Genomic DNA, 21555 nt, shown 5'->3' on the forward strand with positions numbered 1-21555 from the left:
GCCAATAAAAGACCCCGCCGCAGCGGGGTCATGTCAGGGGGCAAGCCACTCGTCCATCAGGAGGCGGTCGCTTCCACCACCTTGTAGGAGGGCTGCTGGCGCAGCTTCCACAGCTCGCTCCATTTGCGCAGGGCGGAGAGCAGGATCATCATCCCCAGCACCAGCATGATGAGGGAGATGATGCCGTTCATCGGGTTGTAGCCCTTGGCCGCCGCGTTGAAGTAGACGTTGCTCATCATCCAGTAACCGGCGTAGTTGACGGTGACAAACAGGTAAGCCAGCGGAATGAGGCAGGTCAGCATGTAGCGGCGCTTGCTGGCCAGTCGCAAGATGATGGTGGCTCCGATGATCAGGCCCACCGAGGCCATCAGCTGGTTCGAGACCCCGAACAGCGCCCACACAGATCCGATATCACCGGACATCAGCAGATAACCCCACATCACGCAGGCGAGCACGCTGGCCCCGATGGCACCAGGCATCCAGTCGATGCGCTTGAGGGGCGGGTAGAACTCGCCGAAGAAGTCCTGGATCAGGTAGCGGGAGACCCGGGTGCCGGAGTCAACGGCAGTCAGGATGAAGACCGCTTCGAACATCACCACAAACTGGAAGAAGTAGGAGGCGAGGTTACTGAACCAGGGCACCTTGGTGAAGATGTAGGACATGCCCACCGCCAGGGTAACGGCACCGCCGGTGCGGCCGTTCAGATCCATGCCGATCTCCTGGGAGAGGAACGGCAAATCCACCACCTGCATCCCCAGTTTGGCGAAGGCTTCCGGGGTGGCGTTGATGGCGAAGTAGTCAGCCGGGTGCAGGGCGGTGGCGGCGATCAGCGCCATCACGCCCACCACGCACTCGGCCAGCATGGCACCGAAGGCGACCGGCAGGATGTCGTTCCACTTGTCCACCAGTTTCGGGGTGGTGCCTGAGCCGATAAAGGCGTGGAAGCCGGAGATGGCGCCACAGGCGATGGTGATGGAGATAAAGGGCCAGACCGGGCCGCCCAGTACCGGGCCGCCGCCGTGGACAAACTGGGTCATGGCGGGGAACTGGATCTCCGGGTTGATGCAGATAACGCCGATGACCAGGGCGCCGAATACACCGATCTTCATAAAGCTGGAGATGTAGCCGCGCGGGGTGAGTAGCAGCCAGACCGGCAGCGCGGTGGCGAAGAAGGCGTAGATGGGCAGCGCCAGACTGATGGTCTCGGCACGCAAGGTCAGCCAGGCACCGAAGGCGCTCTCCTGCACGTAGGGGCCGAAGAAGACACAGGCCAGCACGGCGGCAAACCCGACCCAGGAGGCAGCTTGCAGGTTGCCGGTCAGCTTGTGCCAAATCCCCACCACCATGGAGATGGGGATGGTCATGAACACCGCGAACACGCCCCAGGCGTTACGTTCCAGCGCGTGAACCACCACCATGGAGAGACCCGCCATGGTGATGGTGATGATGAACAGCATCGCCAGACCGGTGCACCAGCCAGCGATGGGGCCAAGTTCGGCCTTCGCCACCTCGGAGAGGGACTTGCCCTGATGCTTCATGGAGGCGAACAGCACCACGGTATCGTGCACCGCGCCGCCGATGACGCAGCCGATCAGCAGCCAGAGAAAGCTCGGCAGGTAGCCGTACTGGGCGGCCAGTACCGGGCCGACCAGCGGGCCGGCGGCGGCGATGGCGGCAAAGTGTTGACCGAAGTTGACCCACTTGTTGGTCGGCACATAGTTCTTGCCATCTTCCAGTTGGTGGGAGGGGGTGACTAGCTTGTCGTCGGCCATCAGCACCTTGCGCACAAAGAACACGCCGTAGAGGCGATACGCGATGGCGAGGATGCAGAGGGCCGCAATGACGAAGGTGATTGCGTGTTGCATGGGGGAGTTTCCTTTTCCTGTGGCCAGTCTGGCCGGGCTCAGGCTGCACTCTACCCACGCGGTGGGGAAAGGGGAGCGAAGAAAAGGTCAGTGGCCGGGTTCTGCCCGCGAGTGGCAGAAAAGCGACCCCGAGTGGTTTGGCGGCTGTGCCGATGGGCGTGGTAAACGGGTGAGTGGTAGCTGGCGGAGCAGGAGCGGGGTGAAGCACCCCGCCCCATCAGGGGATATCGAGCAGCTCTTTGAGGGGTTTGAGGTAGCGGCGGCTCACCGGTACCTTGTGGCCGCCCTGAGTCACCACCTCCGCCAGCCCGCCGTCCAGTAGCAGGATTTCGCGGATCTGGCCCGGGTTGAGCAAGTACTGGCGGTGGCAGCGCACGAAGCCGGTTTTCTCCTCCAGCGTGCGCAGGGTCAGCTCGGTGGTGCCCTGCTGCTGGCCGCTGATCACCCGGTTGCCGGTGAGATCGCTGTGGATGAACTCCACCTCACCAAGGGGCAGCAGCAGAATGCGGTTGTGGCCGGTGCAAGGGATACTGCGCAGGGGCTGGGCGATGCGGGTCGGATCCTGTAGCGGCTGGCCAGCTAATTCACCTTTGGGAGAGAGCAGCCGTTTGATGCGCTCCAGCGCCCGGTTCATCCGTTCGCTGGTGACCGGTTTGAGCAGGTAGTCGAGGGCGTTCTCCTCAAACGCACGCAGGGCAAACTCGTCGTAGGCGGTGATGAAGACGATGTGGGGGCGCAAGTCCGGGTCCAGCATGCTCACCAGCTCCAGCCCGCTGATGCGCGGCATCTGGATGTCGAGAAACAGCAGATCGGGTTTGAGTCGATGGATGGCGGGCAGCGCCTCCATGGCGTGGGCGCACTCTCCCAGCAGGCGGATATTGCCCGCCTGCTCCAGCAGCAGGCGCAGCTCCTCGCGGGCGAGGGGTTCATCGTCAACGATCAGGGCGGTCAGCATGGGCTCTCCTGCAGGGGAAGGGTGATCCTCACCCGGGTTGATTGATGGGGGATGCAGTCGATGGCGACCCCGTACTCGGCGCCGTAACGGGCCTTGATGCGCCGATCCACTATGTTCATGCCAAGGCCGCTCCCCTCCTGTTTCGTCTGGTAGAGCCCGGCGTTGTCGCACACCTCCAGCACCACTCGCTGGGCCTCAACCCGGGCGGTCAGGGTCAGCAGGCCGGGCTCGAACATCTGGGAGATGCCGTGCTTGACCGCGTTCTCGACGATGGGTTGCAGGGAGAAGGTGGGCAGCCGGTGCTCCAGCAGCGGATCGGGAATGTCGATCTGCACGCTCAGGTGCTCGGCGAAACGGGCCTGCTCGATGTGCAGGTAGGCGTTCACATGCTCCAGCTCGTCGGCCAGGGTCACCTCATCCCCTTGGCGCTTGAGGTTCTTGCGAAAGAAGGTGGAGAGGTTGTGCACCAGGGTGCGGGCGCTCTCGGGATCGCGCCGGATCACCGCCGACAGGGTGTTGAGGGCGTTGAACAGAAAGTGCGGGTTGATCTGCGCCTGCAACAGCTTGATCTCCGACTGGGCCAGCAGCCGCTTCTGCTCGTTGTATTTGCCCGCCAGGATCTGGCCGGAGAGTAGCCGGGCAATACCCTCTCCCAGCGTGCGGTTGATGGAGGAGAAGAACTTGCGCTTGGGCTCGTAGAGCTTGATGGTGCCCACCACGGAGCCCTCTTCCCCCCGCAGCGGAATGACCAGCGAGGAGCCGAGCCGGCACTGGGGATGCAGATTGCAGCTGTAGGGGATGAGGTTGCCGTCGGCATAGACCACCTCGTTGTGCTGGATCGCCTTGAAGGTGTGGGCCGAGTTGATGGCGGTGCCCGGCAGGTGGTGATCCTCACCGATGCCGATAAAGGCGAGCAGCTTCTCCCGATCTGTGATGGCCACCGCACCGACCCCGGTCTCCTCGTAGAGAATGCGGGCCATCTGCTGGCACGCCTCCTGAGTGAAGCCTTTGTCCAGTACTCGCATCGCCCGCTCGGCAATCTTGAGGGCGCGGGCGGAGAAGGCGACCGAGTACTTCTCCAGCATGGCGCGGTGATCGAGGATCATCCGCATGAACATGGCGGCCCCCAGGGTATTGGCGATCAGCATGGGGGCGATGATGTTCTCGATAAGGTGGATGGCGTCATCAAACGGGCGGGCCACCAGCAGGATGATCCCCATCTGCATCAGCTCGGCGACCAGCGCTACCGACCCCACCACCCAGGGACTGAACAGCAGATCGAGCCGGTGGCGGGCGACGAAGTGGCGGTGCACCAGTCCGCCGAGCAGCCCCTCAGCGATAGTGGAGAAGGTGCAGGCCAGCGCGGTGAAGCCCCCCAGCGAGTAGCGGTGGATGCCGCCGGTTAGCCCCACCAGCAGCCCCACTGCCGGGCCGCCAACTATGCCCCCCAGCACGGCGCCGATGGCGCGGGTATTGGCGATGGAGTCCTCGACCCTCAAGCCAAAGTAGGTGCCCATGACACAGAAGCCGGAGAAGATGAGGTAGCAGAGGATCTTGTGGGGCCAGCTCAGGGTCACCTGAGTGAGCGGCATGAACAGCGGCGTCTTGGAGAGCAGCCAGGCGATCACCAGATAGACGCAGAGCTGCTGGAACAGCGAGATCACCAGAGTGAATTGTTCAAATGCCACGGCTCATTGCCCCGGTTATGGTTGGTCATTTAATGGACGCGGAGTATTAGCAAACCCCATACCCCCTTGCAAGGCAGGGTTATCGGAATGGTGGCGTAGCGCACGATTTGCAGAATCATCTGACGCAGTGGCGGGCAGTAACTGTCTGGTTACTCATCATGGTGGCGGTGATGGCGGCTGCGTGGGGCCTGTTGCGGCAACAAAAAGGGGGCCAAGAGGCCCCCGAATTGGCTGTCAGTGGGTGGCTCAATCGAGTTTGAAATCGACCCAGACCAGACGGTGATCCGAGCTGACCCCCTTGGCGATGCCGAGTTTCGCATCATAGACCAGGTGATAACCGGCTTCGAAGCTGGCAGGCCAGAAGATGCCACTCTTGACCGCATTGAGGTTGGCGGAGGGGATCACGTGATCCAGCTGCAAGCCGCTGCTGCTGGTGATCCGCTCCGGGTTCGGACGATTGTTGTTACGTGAACAGAGTTTGGGCTGAGTGGCCAGGCACTCGGGACCCCCTTCGCTCACCGGGATCAAGGTGCCATTGGTGACGGCCTGGTTCATCAGGGCGTTGTCCTGCAGCGCCTGGATGGCAGTCAGATCGCCGTCGCCGGTTTGCGGGTCGGCGTTGAGATCGCCCGCGATGACGAACTTGGCGTTTTTGGTCAGTCCACCTTTGGTGCCCTTGTCATCGGTCATGTAGCCAAGACCCTTGACGTAATCGTTCCAGAAGGCGATTTCAGCGCGGTTGTGCTTGACGTTGTGGCGGGCAGCATTGCCGAAGATGGGGGGCGTCGGGTGGGAGATCAGGAAGTGAATAACCTCTTCACCCTTGTCGGTTTTGATTAGCACCGGCACATCGGCGTGGTTCTTGGAGGAGAGCGGGAACTGCTGCCAGGCCGCATCGTCATACCAGGCATCGCCACACTGGCGGCTGGCCGGGATCTTGGCCTTGGGGTTATTGCAGTCATCGATAATGGGGTTCTGCTCGCCCGGAATATCCTTCCACTTGAACTTCTGGAAGGTACGGATCTGCTTGGTATCAATCGGATATTTGGACATCACCGCAAAGGCGTACTGGCCGTGGTAGTTGCCAAAGCCCCAGGCATCGTCGGCTGTGGTCTTGTTGTCGAGATTGAGATCGTGGCCGCTTAGCAGGCCGGTATTGGTGGCGAAGTTTTTCATCACCGGATAGCTGATGGCGGTCACTTCAGGGTGCTGGGCGTGTGCCAGATAGTTGTCATTGAAGGCTTTCAGATCGGCGGTGCTTTCGCCTTTGCCGTCGTTGTCGAACTCGTTGAGCAGGAACACATCCGGCCGAGTGCGTTGGATGATCTCGGCAACATTGCGGATCTGCTGCACATTCTTGGCTTTGGTTTCTTCTGTGCCACTCAGGCTCCCTTCGGCGAGGCGGGCCAATAGCGCATCCTGCTCGGTGCGGGTCAGCGCCAGCTCACCGGTCAGCATGCCGGCGGCAGTGCGGTCAAAAGCGACATTAAACGTGGCAAAGCGGATCATGGTGACACCTGCGTCGGTTAACAGGCTGCCATTATAGGGTTGCGGTGGCCCGATCTCGCATCAGAAAGAATGACTACACCACCATCGGCAGGCCGCTCTCGGGGTGGTGGATCACCTGGGCCGGGTAGTCATATAGGCGGGCAATCAGCTCAGGGGTCAGTACCTCGGCAGGTGTGCCATCAGCCATCAGCTTGCCGCGCTCCAGCATCACCAGCCGATCGGCATAGCGTGCCGCCAGATTGAGGTCGTGCAGCACCACCAGCACCGCAGTATTGCGGCTGGCCAGGGCGCGCGCCATGGTGAGCAGCTGATGCTGGTATTTCAGATCCAGCGCCGAGGTGGGCTCGTCGAGCAGCAGCAAGCGGGGTTGCTCGGCCTGCTCGGTCGGGGAGGGGGCCTGCCAGATCTGCGCCAGCACCCGGGCAAATTGCACCCGCTGCCGCTCGCCGCCGGAGAGTCCCGGATAGAGCCGTTTTGCCAGATGATCGACCCCGGCATGGGTCATGGCCGCCGCCACTATCTCGTCGCGCCGGGTTGCCGGTTCACTGTGGGGCAAGCGCCCCATGGCAACCACCTCTTCGCAGAGGAAGGGGAAGTTGAGGGAGGAGCTCTGCGGCAATACCCCGAGCCGGTGGGCCAGCTGCTTGCCACTCCACTGCTGCCGATTTTCGCCAAACAGGGTGATGGTGCCCTCATATTCCAGCTCGCCGGTCAGACACTTGAGCAGCGAGCTTTTGCCCGCACCGTTGGGGCCGAGCAGGGCGGTGAGGGTGCCGCTCTCAAGGCTGAGATCGAGCCCATCCAGGATCTGGCGCTGGCCACGGCGCAGGCTGAGCCGGGAGCAGCTCAACAGGGGGGAGGAGAGTGAGGAGGAAAGTGGTTGCATAACAGTCCGTATCAAAGGGCGCGGCGGCCGGTGACCAGCAGCCAGATAAAGAAGGGGGCACCGATCAAGGCGGTGATGATGCCCACCGGCAGTTCGGCCGGGGCCAGCAAGGTGCGCGCCAGCATGTCGGCCGCCAGCAGCAGGGCGGCACCAAGCAGGGCCGAGAGCGGCAGCAACCTGACGTGGTTGGGGCCTGCCAGTAAGCGCACCAGATGGGGCACTACCAGTCCGACAAAGCCGATCATCCCCGATACCGCTACCGCCACCCCGACCCCCGCTGCAGTGAGCAGAATGAGGCGGCGTTTGAGGGACTGCACATTGACCCCCAGATGACGGGCTTCCCCTTCACCCAGCAGCAGGGCGTTGAGGGGATTGGCATCGCGCATAAAGAGCCACAGCAGCACCGCCAGGGTGAGCAGGGCCAGCGCCACATCGGCCGGTTTGCCTGCCGCCAGCGTCCCCATTTGCCACAGGCTCAGGTTGCGCAGCATCTGATCGTCCGCCAGATAGGTGAGCAGGCCGATCACCGCGCCGGAGAGCGCCGTGATGGCCACCCCGGCCAGCAGCATGACGGTGACCGAGGTGCCCCCCTCACGGGTGCCGAGCAGATAGACCAGGGTGGTGGTGAGCGCGCCGCCGAGAAAGGCGAGCAGCGGTAGCAGGCCGATGCCGATCATAGCCTGCAACTGTTGGCCGAGAGGGGCCAGCAGCACGATGGCGAGCGCCGCGCCGAGCGCCGCACCGCCGGAGACCCCGATAATGCCGGGGTCGGCCAGGGGGTTGCGAAACAGCCCCTGCATCACGGCGCCACACAGACCGAGAATGCCCCCTACCGCGATGCAAAGCAGGGTGCGTGGCAGGCGGATCCCCTGCACGATCAGCAGTTTGTGCGCCTCAATCCCGCTCTCCTGCCCGGCAAACAGCGCCCGCAGACTCTCGCCCAGGGTGAGCGTCATGGGGCCGGTTGCCAGCGAACCGAGCAGCAATAGCGCCAGTGCGGCCGTGGTGAAGGCCAGCAGCCAGGAGAGGGGCAAGCGCATCATGACCCCTGCTTGATCCACTGGGCGATCTGGTTCGCCTGTTGCAGGGAGTTGAGGCTCAGGCCCCCTTGCAGGGCGTGACCGTCGATGGCGTGAATGGCGTTGCGCTTGCCAGCCGGGGTGGCAGCCAGTGCGGGCACTTCTGCCAGCACCTTGGCCGGATCGGCATATTGCTGCCAGTCACGACCGCTGACCAGCACCAGATCGGGCTGCATCTCGATGAGGGATTCGGCGGATACCGGCTTGTAGTTGCGCAATTCGGCGACCGGATTGATGCCCCCTGCCAGCGAGACCAGCGCGCTGGCGGTGGTGTCACCCCCGGCGATGCTGGTGGGTTGCCCCTTGTGCAGCAGCAGGAAGGCGACCTTGAGCGGTTTGTTCTGTTTGGCTTGCGCCGCCAGCTGATCGGTCTGGGTCTGGATCTCTACCTTCAGGCGATCGCCAGCCGCTTTGTCGCCCAGCAGGCTGGAGAGGGTGTCGATACGTTGGTTGAGGTTGGCGAGGGTCGGCGCGGTATCCAGCACCTCGACCTTGACCCCGGCACGGCGCAGCTGATCCAGGGTCGGGGCCGGGCCCATTTCGTCGCTGCCCACCAGTCGGGTGGGGGAGAGGCTCAGGATCCCCTCGGCGGCCAGTGCCCGGTGATACCCCACCTTGGGCAACCTTTTTGGCAATGGGCTGCTGACATCGGTGGCGATCAGGCTCGATTCACCACCGAGCGCCAGAATGAGTTCTGTGGTGGCGGGGCCAACACTAACGATACGCTCTTTCTGTCCCTCAGCCGCAACGGCAGAGAAGGGGGGCAATGCGCTGCAGAGCAGGGTGATGACGAGGGCAAAACGACGGCCCATGCTAACCTCCGAAAAGGGTGAATGTAACGGGTGTGCCGCCGAGAATATCAAGGCTTTAAATAAATTGCACTGATAATGATAGCAATTATCAATTGCATTGGTGTCAGTGCTTTATTAGAGTAGCGACCATGATAAACAGCGGGACAACATGGTCTCGCAGAGGGAGAAAACATGAGCATTGCACAACGCATTCACGCGCTGCTGGAGCAGGATCCCGGCGCCCATCCTTCTACGCTGGCCGCTCAGCTTAGCGTGAGTGAGTGGGAGGTGGTTCGCCATCTGCCCGCCGAGCTGGTGACCCTGTTGCCCGCCGATCGCGCGCAAGGTCTGCTGGAAGATCTGGCCGATTGGGGTCATGTCACCACCATCGTTGAATCTGATGGTTCCATCTTCGAGGTGAAGGCGCCGTTCCCGAAAGGTAAAGATGCGCGCGGCTACTACAACCTGATGGGCCGTGACGGCGAGCTGCATGGCCACCTCAAGCTCGACAACGTGGCGGGCATTGCGTTGGTCAGCAAATTGTTCATGGGCAAGGAGGGGCACTCCTTCCAGTTCTTCGGTCACTCTGGCCGCTGCATTTTCAAGGTCTATCTGGGTCGTGATGAGAAACGCCAGCTGCTGGCCGATCAGGTCACCCGTTTCATGGCCCTGCGCCAACAGTCTCAAGAGGAAGTCAAAGCATGAGTGAACGTCAGGAACGTCTGCAGAACCGTCTGCAACCTGAGATCCGCGAGTTTCGCGACAGCTGTCGTACCCTGCAGCTCGCCACCGTCGATAGCGAAGGTAACCCCAACGCCAGTTACGCTCCGTTCGTGCTGCAAGAGGATGGCTACTATGTACTGATCTCCGAGATCGCCCGCCACGCCCGTAACTTGCAACAGGTGTCCAGGGTCTCCCTGATGCTGATCGAGGATGAGAGCGGTGCTCGTGAACTGTTCGCCCGCAAGCGGCTGACTTTTGATGCGGTAGCTGAAGTGGTCGCCCGTGATGATCAACGCTGGGGCAAGGCGGTGGCGGCGCTGGAGGGGCGTTTTGGCGAGATCGTCAAAGGACTTTCCAACCTCAAGGATTTCAAACTGTTCCGCCTCAAGCCGGAGCAGGGGCTGTTCGTCAAAGGCTTCGGTCAGGCGTTCGCGGTCTCCGGTGACGAGCTGGTGGATTTCGTCCATCTGGTGGAAGGGCACAAGCGCATCGACAACGGTGCCGAGCTCACCAGCCCGGCCGATGCGCCGGTCTGACGATCCCCTGTCGATAACGACACCAACCATAACAAAACGGGCAGCCACTTGGCTGTAATGCCAGTCAGTCAAGCCTGACTGGCATTGTTTTTATTAGATTTTTCACACTATACCTCTGTGGTCTTGGCTTCACGCAGCGGGGATAACTTCGCTCCCTTCGGGCTGGCAATACAAACTGTCCCGCCTGTTTCTCCAGCTCCGCAACGCGTCCCGGGATATTCCCCGGCGACACATACGGCATGCAGCTCAACTCATGGATGAGATAGACCGACGCCATGTGAAAACTCAGCTGACTCGCCGTGTATCCCTTCAGGCTCGCCGCCATCTTTACCATCTGGCTGCGCAGCAGGTTGTACGCCAGCAACACACCCCACAACTCTTGCCGTATCCCCGCCGCCTTCTTGCTGCGCAGGGTCAGCCGGTGCTGTTGCAGGCTGTGCTTCATCTCCCGATAGCCCAACTCGATTTCCCAGCGCTGCCCATACAGTTCGACGATATCGGCGCCAGGGAAACGCATCGTGTCGACCATTGAGGTCAGCACCTGCCGCTCTTTGCCGTTGATAGTGCGAGTCAGCAAGCGGGCTTCTAGCGTCTCTGGCAGTTGCGGCCACTTCTTCCTCGCCTGTGGACTGGGTTTGAGACGCACCAGGGCATCCTGACGCCCCAGCTTGCGCACCACCTCGTATTGCGTGCCCTTTTTGAGTGGCAGCAACCAGTGCCGCTCGCTGCCAGTGGTCTGCCAGGCGTGGAGCAAGCCGAGCGAGTAAAACCCCTTGTCGAACAGGGTCAGCGAGTGGTCCGGCGTGCGTGCAACAAGCTGTTCGGCCAACACCATCTCGTTGACGGCGCAGCTCTCCATGACCGCCTGAACAAGCAGGTGACTGGTGAGCTCCATCTGGCAGAGCATGCGCACCTGCGGATAGGCAGTCTCCCCATGCTGGGTACCGGGCTTGGCAAACGTGGCGGCATTGTCCGGAGTATCAGGCGTGCGCCACATCACACCATCGACAGCGAGCAGTTGCAGCCCGGCCCAGCCGGGGTGATTGGCCTGCTGGTGCCAGCCTGCGGCGGTCTCGTGAAACAGCCGCTCGATGCTCTTGTGGCCAAGCTTTTGGCGAGCTTGCAGGAAGGCGCTGGGGGCGACAAAGGGGCGGTCACCGGGCAACAGGATATCGAGCTGATTGACCAGCTGGGTCATGGGGACGTGGCGGAAGATAGCCATGCCGATGATGGCCCAGACCAGTCGCTCCATGGGCATGCGGCGACGGCGGAGGGTAGCGACGCCCTCTTCGCCGAGCAGAGTGGTGATGAGCTCGTTGGGAATGAGGTCGGAGAGTGACTCAAACTGAGCGGCATTACTGGCGTGGAGGAAGTCGAGAGCTTGAGCGATACGCATAAAAAATCCGAAACCAATCAACAGGTTTCGGATTTTCACACATCAGAAGGATCGGTCAATGGATCCTTAACTGATCGGCATTAGCCACTGGGCTGCCCGTTTTTATTGCGCTATCTCATCGTCTGGCTTGCTTAATCTTGCCAGGAGGCCTTGTTGGGAAAGGTGCGGCGATCCGCATCAATTGCCGTCTCGTTACACTCGCCCCGCACTTTCCATGAGCTCTGGCTCAGCACTATGTACCCTTCCCGGCAATATTGCTTGCTCGCCAGTGTCTCGGTCAGCAAGTTCTCTTGTAGCGCCTCCCGTTGTTCTAGCAATCGCTGGCTCTGGACCGCAGATAGGCCGCGCGGCAAAGTATCGTTGGGCGCGGCTTCAAAGGTAAACCGCTTGCTTCCCTCCTCGTTGATGTGAGTCAGAAACAGTGGCTCGGGGCCATCATAGGCTTGCCCCGGCAGGCTGCTGCAACCATTGAGCAGCGGAAACAGCAACAACAGGCTAGCGGGCAACAAACGCACGACAGACTCCAGTGAAAAATGCAGCAAGATTAGTAGATTAACATGGCTGCAGGGCAGGAGTGACTGCCAGCAGCTCGGCGCTGGTCAGCAGGGTCACACTGCGCCCTTGTGGCAGGCTGAGGTGGCGCCACATCCAGTTATGGTGCTCGATGATCTTATCCGCGCTCAGGTGCGGGCGATCGGCGGTGGTGTGGCCATCGCTCAATACCAGCACCTCGAAGCCATGGGTAGCAGCACTGCGTACTGTGGTATCGACACAAAAATCGGTATTACAGCCGCAGATAATGAGTCGGTCCACTGACTGCTCCGCCAGCAGGAAAGTCAACTCGGTATCCAGAAAGCTGTCGCATGCCTCCTTGCGAACCCGGCTATCTCCTTTGGCGGGTTGCAGTTCAGAATGGAGCTGCCAACCCGGCGTGCCGGGCTCCAGTTCGGTGCCGGGTGGCGAGTCATGTTGGATGTAGATGACCCGGCCATGCTGCTGCCGGATATGGGCCGCTGCCTGATTGATATTGGCCAGTACTTGCGCTTGTTGATGATGGGTTGTTTTCAAAACCCCTTGCTGCACATCGATGATCAGTAATACATCCATATTTTACCCGCCGTATCCTGGAAAATTAGGGTTGTAGCCACTGGCTACAGTCACGACTGCGGGATTGATGCAGCGCACTCATATCTTGCTTCATTTCTGCATCGCTTTGCCAGCGCTGTGGCAGCGGCATCAGGCTAACTCGCACATCGGTTGCGCGATCTGCAACAGAGGTCTCATCTATCCGGGGAACCACCAGCGCGACTTTGAGTGACGGATTGCGACTGGTGATGCGGCTGGCCAGTCCAAGCCCCCCTTCGACATGGAAGTTGCCGGCAATGTGCATGATCTGCTGGCCCGGGTGCGTGGCGAGGTAATCCACCATGCTCTCGGCCATGGTGTCGTCCCAACTGGTCTGGGCGGCGAAGCGGCGAGCATTGCTGTCAGCATCGCCGTGATGCATCGAGGCCATGAACTTCTGGCGATAGGGGTCATCCCCCAGGGTCAGCTGGCGGGCGAGTTGGCTGCGGCGAGTGACCGGCAGCTTGTCGAGCCACTCAGGCCCCTCCTGACCGACGCAGCTCACCAGCGGCTTGGGGGCGTTGGCGGCGATCACCGGCATCCGGTGTGCTTTGGCAAACTCTATCAGCGGGCGGTAGTCGCTCGGGTAGTTGGGCCAGGCGTTGCCTTCGCGGATCAAGGCCGCTTCGCCAATCTTGTTGGCGAGATAGGCATCCAGCGTCTCCTGATCGGCGCGGCTGAACTGCTCCATGGACAGTGCCAGCGGTCGCCCGTTTTGTTGACTGACGGTATGAAGTTCGGTCAATAGCCGTGATTGCAGCAGGTGCACACCGGGGTGGCTGTGCAGCTCCCCCACCAGGATGATATCGGCGTCGGCAATAGGCGAGATCGCTTGTGTCAGCGTCAGATCCTCTTGGCGGTCATTGCTCAGCCGGTAGTCATAGAGCGTCTGTAGCTGTGAGGGAACGGTCGGTTGGGTGTGGGTAGCGCAGGCGGTCAGCAACAGCGGCAGGGCAAGCAGGGGAAGTCGTTTAATCATGGGATCTCACTGCTGATATGTCCGGATGCCGGTGCATCGCGGGGGCTAAACAAGAATATAGGGACAATACACGGCGACAGTGTAAAACCAATTCAGCTCAAAGCAAAATGAGAATGATTTCGTTTATTGTTGATCTTTGTCGAGAGCTGGGTAATATGCGCTCTGTTTGATAACAGTTCTCAATAAGGATTCGCTGTGACCCATCAAAATGCACTCTCTCTGGTCGCCCTTGCCGTCGCTGCCAGCCTCTCTTCCCAAGCCTTTGCTGCCAGTCACAAGGCAGATGAAGTCATGGTCGTCAGCGGCTCACGGATGGAGCAAAAACTGGAAGATGTCTCCGGCCCCATCTCGGTGATCACCGCCAAGCAGATTGAAGAGCAGGTCGTCACCAATGTCGCCGATCTGTTCCGCTACGAGCCCGGTGTGGCCATTAATGGCGGTAGCCATAGCAGCACAGATGGTCAGACCTTCTCATTGCGTGGTATGGGTGGAAACCGCGTTAAAGTGGTGAGCGATGGCGTTCGTCAAAACGATGCTTATGGCGAAGGTGGTGTAGGACAGAACTACTTCGATACTGACATGATCAAGCAGGTTGAAATTGTTAAAGGACCTGCTTCAACTGCGTACGGCTCAGATGCTATCGGTGGGGTTATTGCGATTACGACCAAAGATGCATCCGATTTTTTGCGTAATAAAGACAGCTATGTTGATGTGACAAGTAGTTATGCCTCCGAGAACGGGCAATGGATGGGCGGTTTTACAACCGCATTGCGTACCGGTGATTTTGAACATCTATTGCGCTATACCCAGCGTAATGGCGGCGTCAAACAGAACTATAAATCAAGTTTGTATGACTTTGATATTGTTGACCGTTCCGCGCTGCTCAAAAGCAAATGGCATATATCAGCTGTACAGCAGGCGCAGCTGACATTTGATTATTACGATCAGGATAAAGAATCCGATCCGTTTGCCAACTCTAAAGATCTGAGACTGAAAGATGAGAAAAGTGAAAACTATCGCATCATGCTGGATCATCAGGTTAGAAGTAATGCTGCATTAACTGACAGCATTACATCAAAAATTTATGTAAGTAAGTTTGATCAAAAAAACAACAAAGAAAATGGTAATAAATATAATGGTAAAGCAGAGTATAATACTTTCGTGCAAGACGCTCTGGGTGCACAGGTACAGTTTGATAAACGTTTAGGTGCCAACAGTATAGCTTGGGGGCTTGAGTATGAAAAATCCGCTACAGAGCGTAAAAAGAATAGCACTCGTTATCCTAGTGGTATAACAGCCAGTACCAATGCATTCCCGGACAGTAATACGCGCCGAGCTGCAATTTGGTTCTTTGATAACATAGAGTTGAGCGATAAATGGTTGCTCACTCCTGGCCTGCGTTATGACCATTATGAGCTGGAAGCGAGTTCAAGCAATGCCAAGACGTCGTTTGAAACGATCAAAGAGGGTGAGTTCTCTCCCAAGCTGGGGCTGATCTATAAGGCCAATGAACTTGCTCATTTATATGCACAATATAGTCATGGTTTCAGAGCGCCGACATATAGCGAGGCCTTTGCATCTGGTGGTTACAGCTACCCCGGATTTACTCATACATTTATACAGAATGCTGATTTGCATCCTGAAAGTAGTGATGGTATCGATCTGGGAATTCGAGGCCAGTCAGACTTCTTCGACTATGATCTCTCTGTCTTCAAAACTCGCTACAAAGACTTTATTGATGCTGAAAATACTAATCCTACTGGCTCACCTACGAATATGGTTACACAGTATGTCAATAAAGATAAAGTCAATGCAAATGGCGCTGAGTTGAAACTAGGTTACTGGTTTAATGATGATATCTATACTTGGGGGGCGCTGTCATATATTAGCGGGAAAGATCAAAATGGGAATTATATTAACTCATTGAATCCTCTTAGTGGAAATATTGGCGTGCGTTTTGAACAAGCACTCTGGAATTTCAATACGGCACTACGCTTTGCGGATGATATGGATAAGGTTGGTAAAGACGATGCTGGTAAAGAATTTATGAAATCCTCTGGCTGGGGGGTAGTAGATATGTATGCCCAGTTTAAACCTTTACCTGAGTTGCAACTTAACGTTGGCGTATTCAATCTGTTTGATCGAGAATACACTACATATAATCGTCTCGCAGGAAAAGATGCCCGTACAGACGTCAGTACCTTTACCGAACCTGGCCGCAACCTGAGTGCACGGGTTAAATACGTATTCTAAAGAGACAACACGCGCAGTGATTGAGGGCTGTTGCCCGAACCGGATCCCCGCCCTGACAGGCGGGGATTTTTCCATTATAAAGTTGTCTGTTTGCAGAGGGCGCTGGGATGGATAGGAAATATTTTACTGAAATTCAATAGAGTATATAAAAAAGGCCTCAAAAGAAGAGGCCTTAATATATGTGGTTATAGTTTATATAACTATCATGCTAAATAATTATATTTTATTGAAGTAGGAGTTGTCATCCGGGTTCTTAACTTTCCACTTGTTATATGAAAACATACAATAACCAAACACCGCGATGATACTAACAGGGCCAAGAATAAGTTGTATCAAAGACCCAACAAAATTCTCATCCCAGCTTGCAGGTCCAGGTACTAATGCTGCAATAGTCGATGCGATGAAAATAATCGCAATCGGGACGATAGATAGCAATGACCAGGTTCGACTCTTGCCAAGAAAGTGAAAATCACGCTCAAAATCAGGGTTGTTGGATTTCCAGCGCAGCTTGACATAACCAACAATCATGAAGATAACCGGCAAGGTTGCAGCGCCACCATCAAGATTTCTTACTGCAATTAAAATTGAATTCATGCCAGAGTTGAATTGGCCAAGCATAAACAAAATGATGATGATTGTTACTACAACGCCTTGCATTTTCAATGCATTTATTGGTGTGCCTTCACTGTTTACCTCGGAGAGTTTATGTCCAAAGATACCTTTTGGCGCATCAACAAATAACATTTTTACCGGGGCAGATGTCCACAGCATCAAAGAGCCACATAGTGTAGTTATCATGAGGAATAGCGCAATGACATTTGTCCACCAGATAGGGAAGTCCAACTGTTGAAAAGCGACATAAATAGCGGATAACAATCCAAGCTTTGATGCCTCTTCAGCAGGTAAAATCATATTCATTAGCAAAGAAGATGTGATAATTATTATTGAGAAAATAAATACATTAAGGATAAGTCCTATTTTGAAATTACGTTCACCACCTCGAATATTTCGCTTATAGGCAGCAAGAGCTTCCAACCCTCCTAATGATTGCAAGGCCCAGGACATGGATGCAATTTTAGACCAAGATAAATCTATATGATGAACATACTCTGGAATGATCGGCGTGCCATTAAACATCACTGTGCCAGATGATAATTTATACACAGCGGATATGATAAAAATCATAGTTAATGCAAAACCAGCATACCCAGCAAATGACAGCAACCTAGATAGCCATTTTGGACCTTTCATGGAAACCCATGTTGCCAACCAAAAGAGAGCAATAGAGGCAATACTTATAATTGGTTTAAACCACGTTTGGTTCAATAGTCCACTAACAAAATCTACGTCGCTGGAGAATGTATATATGAAATATGTAATGACATTAGGCAGTAAATCAACAAAATAAAATATATTAACGTAAAAGTAGAAGAACCCGGCAATGAACCCCATTTTTCTTCCTAACACGAGGTTCAGCCATGATTGATAACCACTTTCTGATTCACGTAATTTTTTTATTGATGAAAATTCAATGATCATGAATGTATAGGGTATTGCATATAATAATGATGCAAAGGCATACAGTAGCCAAGAGTTGCCACCCCACTCAGTATATTGGCTAACTACACCTTTAAGAACAAAACCACCTCCGGCTATGGAAAAAAACAAAAATGTCATTAATGACATTTTGTATCTTGAATCGGTATTTTCAGACATGTTACTACCACCTTTATCTTATATATAGTCGTTTTAATTTAGAGTGCTTAGATATAAGCACTCTAAATCACATACTTTAAATGGTGCTATGTTAACTTGTTCTTACTGGTCTAATATAAAATGCATAATGATATTTCTTTGCTGGTAGTTGATATTTTTCTGGTGGCAATGAGCGCCAAGAGTTTTGTCCGCCGGTGCCCATTTGAGTTAGATCTATATTCCAGGTGGTGATATTACCTGGCTGTACATCTACACCATGTTTGCATGACATTGGTGTCAAGCCGGATGCGCTGTTACTGTCAGTATCCGGGACAAAGTCAAGTTCACTAGCCATAAATGGCCAAGCGCTAGAATTTAACAGATCATTTTCTGCGATAGCCTCAAGACCAAAGCCATCACGATTTAACAAGCGTACCCAACGAATGTCAGTTTTATTTCCACTCTCTTGAGGTCTTGGATAAGGATGAAATTGTTCCCAAGTTGTACCGCCATAGATTCCAACCTTTGCTCCTTTTCTATCAGAATAGGTTTCCACGGGGCCACGGCCAAACCATTTCATATATCTGTATTCAGCAGATAATGTTAATTGTGTCCCCATGCGCATCATGATGGGTAACTCTTTATCTCCAGGGGTGAAATCTACACTAATATGTATTTCTCCATTACTCTTAATGGAATAAGTTAACGTATATTTACTGGCGATAGTAGGCAGATCAAATGTAGTGGTGACTACGACATTGTCATTAGATGATTGTTCTATTTCAAGACTTGAGAGAATTCTTTCTTGGCTGGCACTTTGCCATACTTTACCCCACTGGAAAACTCTAGCCCCCAGATCATTATCTGTTAGTCCGCGCCAGAAATTAGGTTCAAAACCTGTAATAATTAACTCTTTATTATCTACTATAAAATGATCCATTCGTCCATTATTGCGATTGAATGAAATTGAGAAAAATTCACCTTGAAAATGGATATCACTGCTGTCTTTTACCACTTCGATCGCTGAATAATTTTCAGTGCTGGAATGTGTGAATGTTGTTGGTGGAGTCAGGTTAAACTGATCCCAAGCAACCTCGTATCCTATACCAACTAAAGGCATGTCATTTTTAGTTAATGCACTTAGAGTGATGAGGTATTCTTTGCCTTTATTTATTTCAATCTTTTCAAGAGGAATGCTGATTGCTGTTCTCTGTGCAGGAGATACGGTGATAGAGCCCAGATTTCCTGAAGAAAAATCGTGACCATCTACAGATATATTATAGTGAATATCAAGATGTTCTAAATTGATAAAATCATAACGATTTTCAATTTCAAACAATCCTCTTGAGATATTCACAGGATGAAACCTAACCGGTTGGTAAACCTTCTTTACTTCGGCCATATGGGGATGAGGTGTCCGATCAGGAGCAACCAGACCATCATTCATGAAGTTTCCGTCACTTGGTTGGTCTGGATGATAATCTTTACCATAACCCCAGAATTTTTCTCCCCTGTCATTGACGAGCTCCAGAGCATGATCCATCCACTCCCATATAAATCCACCCTGTAAATTACTATTCTTATCAATTATTTCCCAATAATCATTAAGAATACCAAGGGAGTTTCCCATTGCATGAGCATATTCAATCATGATCATCGGACGTTCACTGCCTTGCTTGGCAAACTCTTCTAAACGTTCGAGGGATGGATACATCGGGCAGACAATATCAGTATAAAATTCCTCACCTGCGGGTTCATACTGAATGGGTCTGCTATTATCTTTAGTCTTGATCCATTTATATAATGTTTCAAAAACACAGCCAGTACCTGCTTCATTTCCCATTGACCATATAATGATACAAGCATGATTTTTATCTCGTTCAACCATTGCTTGAACACGGTCTAAATGTGCAGGAATCCAGGATTCATCATCACCAATTTGAGTCTCTGGTGTTAACGCTAAGGGATGTGACTCAATATTAGCCTCATCAACAATGTATAGGCCATATTCGTCACATAATTGGTACCAACGTGAATGACATGGAAAGTGACTAGTGCGCACGGCATTAATGTTATGTTCTTTCATTAGGCGAATGTCAGTCAGCATATTTTCTTCTGTAGGAACATGACCTAATGTGGGATGGAGTTCGTGGCGGTTTACTCCTTTTATTTTTATAGCTTTACCATTTACTCTTAATTGGCCATCTACAATTTCAATATGTCTAAAACCGATCTTATGGCTTGTGGTTTCTACAATCTCACCCTGCTTGTTAGTTAACGTGAGCAGCAGTGTATACAAGTCGGGTGTTTCCGCACTCCAGAGATATGGTTTTTCTACATATTCTGAAAAATGAAAAGATTGATTTATACCACTCTTTTCAAAAGTTATTTCTTTATCAATTAATACTTTGAAATGATCTTTATCATCAAGTAACTGGCAGCTTAATGTTAGATCATTTTGTTGATGATCATAGTGTTTAACATCAACATTGAGATCTAGAGTTCCTTTTGTGAAGGTACTATCAAGCAGCGGTTTGCAATGGAAGTTGTAGATCCGAGATGTGCCAGTCGCATAGATGAAAACTTCTCGTTCCAGTCCTGACATATCAAGCATATCTTGCTTTTCTACATAGCTGGCATTGGACCATCTGTAAATTTCAAGGGAAATGGAGTTTTCACCGGGTTTTACATAAGGTGTTATATTAAATTCAGCTGGATTTTTTGCATTTTGGCTATAGCCTACACGTTGACCATTTATCCAGATGAAAGATGCCGTTCTTGCACCTGCTAATTGTAGAAAAATTTGTTTTCCAGACCAACCTTGATCTAAACAAAAGTTACGGCGATATGAACCAACAGGATTATAATCACGCGGGACTTCGGGCCAGTTTGTAACAAAAGGAAAACGCTCGTCAATGTAAATTGCCTTGTCAAATCCTTGCGCCTCCCAGTTACCCGGAACTTGGATGGTAGCCCAATCAGAGACATCATAGGTTTCTTGATAAAAATTCTTTGGTCTCAATTCTGGATTTAAAGCACAATTGAACTGCCATAGTCCATTTAGTGAAAGGTAACTACTTGATTCATGAGGGGTATTTTTTATAGCAAGATACTTGTTGGTGAACGGAAATATGTGTGGCCGTGGTTCTTCTTTGTTAATACCATTAATCCGATGATTTTCCATTACCATGGGAACATGATTATGTTCCTCATATAATGATATGATTTCTTGCTTGTCGAAAACTACAGCACTCATGGTTGGTATCCTGTTTTATGAAGGTTTATAAATCGAGGTTGCAGAAAATGTAGTTAAGGAGCTAAACGACATGTAAAACTCTCTGCTGAATACCAACCAGTAGAATTCAGTATCAGCATCATTGATATTTGTGGTTGTCGTTTACATGATCTAATAAGTATCTGTCATCACTATTAAGGATCTAAAAATAAAGATACACGGACACCATGTAGCGCACTGCATATGCTCGCCTCCTCAAGGTAAAGTTTGGTGTTATTTGGATTTGGTAAATCTTTACTCATTATTTAAGTAAAATTTACCACTTGCAGTGGGCTGATTATGCGTGTCGTGTCACAAATTTTGAGTTTGTGCTTATCCAAGGGCGGTGTTGTTCGAATCTTTCGTAGATAGGCTGCGGGACGGCAGATAAAAAGAAACCCGCCATGGGCGGGTGGAAGGATTGCAACACTAACCAGGAGGAGGTGTTACCAGGTAGACCTCGCTTCTTCGGTAATAGTTCAATTTTATTGAAGTTTTTTCGTTTTCTTCGCGGGGTTTCCATCGGGATCTGCGGGGGAGGATGGGTTATCATTCTGCTCCCGTCATCCGGTTGCAGAGGATCTATGCCCGCGTTCTCCTGGTTAGCGCTCTTTTTCGGCGCCTTCTATTTTGTCTACGGCGCTTACTTGCCGTTCTGGTCGCTCTGGCTGGAGGGGGTGGGCGTCAGCGCCGAGATGATCGGTCTGTTGCTGGGGGCGGGGATGGCGATCCGCTTTGCCGGCAACCTGATGGTGATGGGGCAGATCAAGGGGGCGGGCCATCTGCTGCCGGTAACCCGAT

16 protein-coding genes and 1 pseudogene are annotated in these 21555 nt (G+C 53.8%); 4 read left to right on the forward strand and 13 right to left on the reverse strand.

What is annotated here, in order from left to right; genetic code table 11:
- Positions 1 to 56: 56 nt before the first annotated feature.
- From CF137_RS21215 to CF137_RS21245, 7 genes are all read right to left on the reverse strand, one after another.
- Positions 57 to 1865 (reverse strand): carbon starvation CstA family protein, encoded by a 1809-nt coding sequence (locus CF137_RS21215; RefSeq protein ID WP_139721516.1) that lies wholly within the window; start codon positions 1863 to 1865, stop codon positions 57 to 59.
- Between the two features lie 217 nt (positions 1866 to 2082).
- The gene (btsR, locus tag CF137_RS21220; protein WP_139721518.1) at positions 2083 to 2820 is read right to left on the reverse strand and encodes a two-component system response regulator BtsR; all 738 of its coding nucleotides are present in this window, start codon (positions 2818 to 2820) and stop codon (positions 2083 to 2085) included.
- Positions 2814 to 4508, reverse strand: coding sequence for a sensor histidine kinase (locus CF137_RS21225; RefSeq protein ID WP_139721520.1), 1695 nt, complete (start codon positions 4506 to 4508; stop codon positions 2814 to 2816). Before CF137_RS21225 ends, btsR begins: the two co-directional genes overlap by 7 nt.
- A 246-nt stretch (positions 4509 to 4754) precedes the next feature.
- Positions 4755 to 6017, reverse strand: a complete 1263-nt coding sequence (locus CF137_RS21230; protein ID WP_139721522.1) for an endonuclease/exonuclease/phosphatase family protein — start codon at positions 6015 to 6017, stop codon at positions 4755 to 4757.
- A gap of 73 nt (positions 6018 to 6090) precedes the next feature.
- Positions 6091 to 6903: a heme ABC transporter ATP-binding protein gene (locus CF137_RS21235; RefSeq protein WP_139721524.1), complete on the reverse strand. Its 813-nt coding sequence runs from the start codon at positions 6901 to 6903 to the stop codon at positions 6091 to 6093.
- An 11-nt stretch (positions 6904 to 6914) separates the two neighbouring features.
- The gene (locus CF137_RS21240) at positions 6915 to 7946 is read right to left on the reverse strand and encodes a FecCD family ABC transporter permease (protein WP_162516005.1); all 1032 of its coding nucleotides are present in this window, start codon (positions 7944 to 7946) and stop codon (positions 6915 to 6917) included.
- On the reverse strand, positions 7943 to 8794 hold the full coding sequence (locus CF137_RS21245) for a heme/hemin ABC transporter substrate-binding protein (protein ID WP_139721526.1): 852 nt from the start codon (positions 8792 to 8794) through the stop codon (positions 7943 to 7945). The genes CF137_RS21240 and CF137_RS21245 overlap by 4 nt, the downstream gene beginning before the upstream one ends.
- A gap of 171 nt (positions 8795 to 8965) precedes the next feature.
- On the opposite strand from CF137_RS21245, the gene hutX reads away from it, so the two are divergent.
- On the forward strand, positions 8966 to 9478 hold the full coding sequence (gene hutX, locus CF137_RS21250; protein ID WP_139721528.1) for a heme utilization cystosolic carrier protein HutX: 513 nt from the start codon (positions 8966 to 8968) through the stop codon (positions 9476 to 9478).
- Entirely contained in the window at positions 9475 to 10032 is a 558-nt protein-coding gene (hutZ, locus tag CF137_RS21255) for a heme utilization protein HutZ (protein ID WP_139721530.1), read from the forward strand. The genes hutX and hutZ overlap by 4 nt, the downstream gene beginning before the upstream one ends.
- Before the next feature lie 68 nt (positions 10033 to 10100).
- On the opposite strand, the pseudogene CF137_RS21260 reads toward hutZ, so the two are convergent.
- The 4 genes and pseudogenes from CF137_RS21260 to CF137_RS21275 all read right to left on the reverse strand — a co-directional run bounded on the left by CF137_RS21260 (position 10101) and on the right by CF137_RS21275 (position 13532).
- A pseudogene (locus CF137_RS21260) lies at positions 10101 to 11428 on the reverse strand (IS4 family transposase).
- A 131-nt stretch (positions 11429 to 11559) separates the two neighbouring features.
- Positions 11560 to 11943 (reverse strand): hypothetical protein, encoded by a 384-nt coding sequence (locus CF137_RS21265; protein WP_042021714.1) that lies wholly within the window; start codon positions 11941 to 11943, stop codon positions 11560 to 11562.
- 37 nt (positions 11944 to 11980) lie between these two features.
- Positions 11981 to 12535 (reverse strand): cysteine hydrolase family protein, encoded by a 555-nt coding sequence (locus CF137_RS21270; RefSeq protein WP_101316325.1) that lies wholly within the window; start codon positions 12533 to 12535, stop codon positions 11981 to 11983.
- Between the two features lie 25 nt (positions 12536 to 12560).
- The gene (locus tag CF137_RS21275) at positions 12561 to 13532 is read right to left on the reverse strand and encodes a ChaN family lipoprotein (protein WP_139721534.1); all 972 of its coding nucleotides are present in this window, start codon (positions 13530 to 13532) and stop codon (positions 12561 to 12563) included.
- Between the two features lie 195 nt (positions 13533 to 13727).
- On the opposite strand from CF137_RS21275, the gene CF137_RS21280 reads away from it, so the two are divergent.
- Positions 13728 to 15785 carry a TonB-dependent hemoglobin/transferrin/lactoferrin family receptor gene (locus CF137_RS21280; RefSeq protein WP_139721536.1) on the forward strand — a complete coding sequence of 686 codons (2058 nt, stop codon included), beginning with the start codon at positions 13728 to 13730 and terminating at the stop codon, positions 15783 to 15785.
- Positions 15786 to 16001: 216 nt separating this feature from the next.
- Here the strand turns inward: CF137_RS21280 and CF137_RS21285 are convergent, their stop codons facing one another.
- Together CF137_RS21285 and CF137_RS21290 are read right to left on the reverse strand one after the other, a co-directional pair.
- Positions 16002 to 17501, reverse strand: coding sequence for an APC family permease (locus CF137_RS21285; protein WP_139721538.1), 1500 nt, complete (start codon positions 17499 to 17501; stop codon positions 16002 to 16004).
- A 91-nt stretch (positions 17502 to 17592) separates the two neighbouring features.
- A complete protein-coding gene (locus CF137_RS21290; RefSeq protein ID WP_139721540.1) occupies positions 17593 to 20736 on the reverse strand; it encodes a glycoside hydrolase family 2 TIM barrel-domain containing protein in 3144 nt (1047 codons plus the stop codon).
- A gap of 602 nt (positions 20737 to 21338) precedes the next feature.
- On the opposite strand from CF137_RS21290, the gene CF137_RS21300 reads away from it, so the two are divergent.
- Positions 21339 to 21555, forward strand: a 217-nt coding sequence (locus CF137_RS21300; RefSeq protein ID WP_331463410.1) for an MFS transporter, incomplete at its 3' end; no start/stop codon positions are given.

This window comes from Aeromonas sobria, assembly GCF_006243315.1.
Taxonomy (GTDB): domain Bacteria; phylum Pseudomonadota; class Gammaproteobacteria; order Enterobacterales; family Aeromonadaceae; genus Aeromonas; species Aeromonas sobria_A.

What these genes read in the sequence shown, in the direction of transcription:
- CF137_RS21215 (WP_139721516.1), bottom strand. Translation starts at nt 1,865, where the DNA reads ATGCAACACGCAATCACCTTCGTCATTGCGGCCCTCTGCATCCTCGCC.
- btsR (WP_139721518.1), bottom strand. Translation starts at nt 2,820, where the DNA reads ATGCTGACCGCCCTGATCGTTGACGATGAACCCCTCGCCCGCGAGGAG.
- CF137_RS21230 (WP_139721522.1), bottom strand. Translation starts at nt 6,017, where the DNA reads ATGATCCGCTTTGCCACGTTTAATGTCGCTTTTGACCGCACTGCCGCC.
- CF137_RS21235 (WP_139721524.1), bottom strand. Translation starts at nt 6,903, where the DNA reads ATGCAACCACTTTCCTCCTCACTCTCCTCCCCCCTGTTGAGCTGCTCC.
- CF137_RS21240 (WP_162516005.1), bottom strand. Translation starts at nt 7,946, where the DNA reads ATGATGCGCTTGCCCCTCTCCTGGCTGCTGGCCTTCACCACGGCCGCA.
- CF137_RS21245 (WP_139721526.1), bottom strand. Translation starts at nt 8,794, where the DNA reads ATGGGCCGTCGTTTTGCCCTCGTCATCACCCTGCTCTGCAGCGCATTG.
- hutX (WP_139721528.1), top strand. Translation starts at nt 8,966, where the DNA reads ATGAGCATTGCACAACGCATTCACGCGCTGCTGGAGCAGGATCCCGGC.
- hutZ (WP_139721530.1), top strand. Translation starts at nt 9,475, where the DNA reads ATGAGTGAACGTCAGGAACGTCTGCAGAACCGTCTGCAACCTGAGATC.
- CF137_RS21270 (WP_101316325.1), bottom strand. Translation starts at nt 12,535, where the DNA reads ATGGATGTATTACTGATCATCGATGTGCAGCAAGGGGTTTTGAAAACA.
- CF137_RS21275 (WP_139721534.1), bottom strand. Translation starts at nt 13,532, where the DNA reads ATGATTAAACGACTTCCCCTGCTTGCCCTGCCGCTGTTGCTGACCGCC.
- CF137_RS21285 (WP_139721538.1), bottom strand. Translation starts at nt 17,501, where the DNA reads ATGTCTGAAAATACCGATTCAAGATACAAAATGTCATTAATGACATTT.
- CF137_RS21290 (WP_139721540.1), bottom strand. Translation starts at nt 20,736, where the DNA reads ATGAGTGCTGTAGTTTTCGACAAGCAAGAAATCATATCATTATATGAG.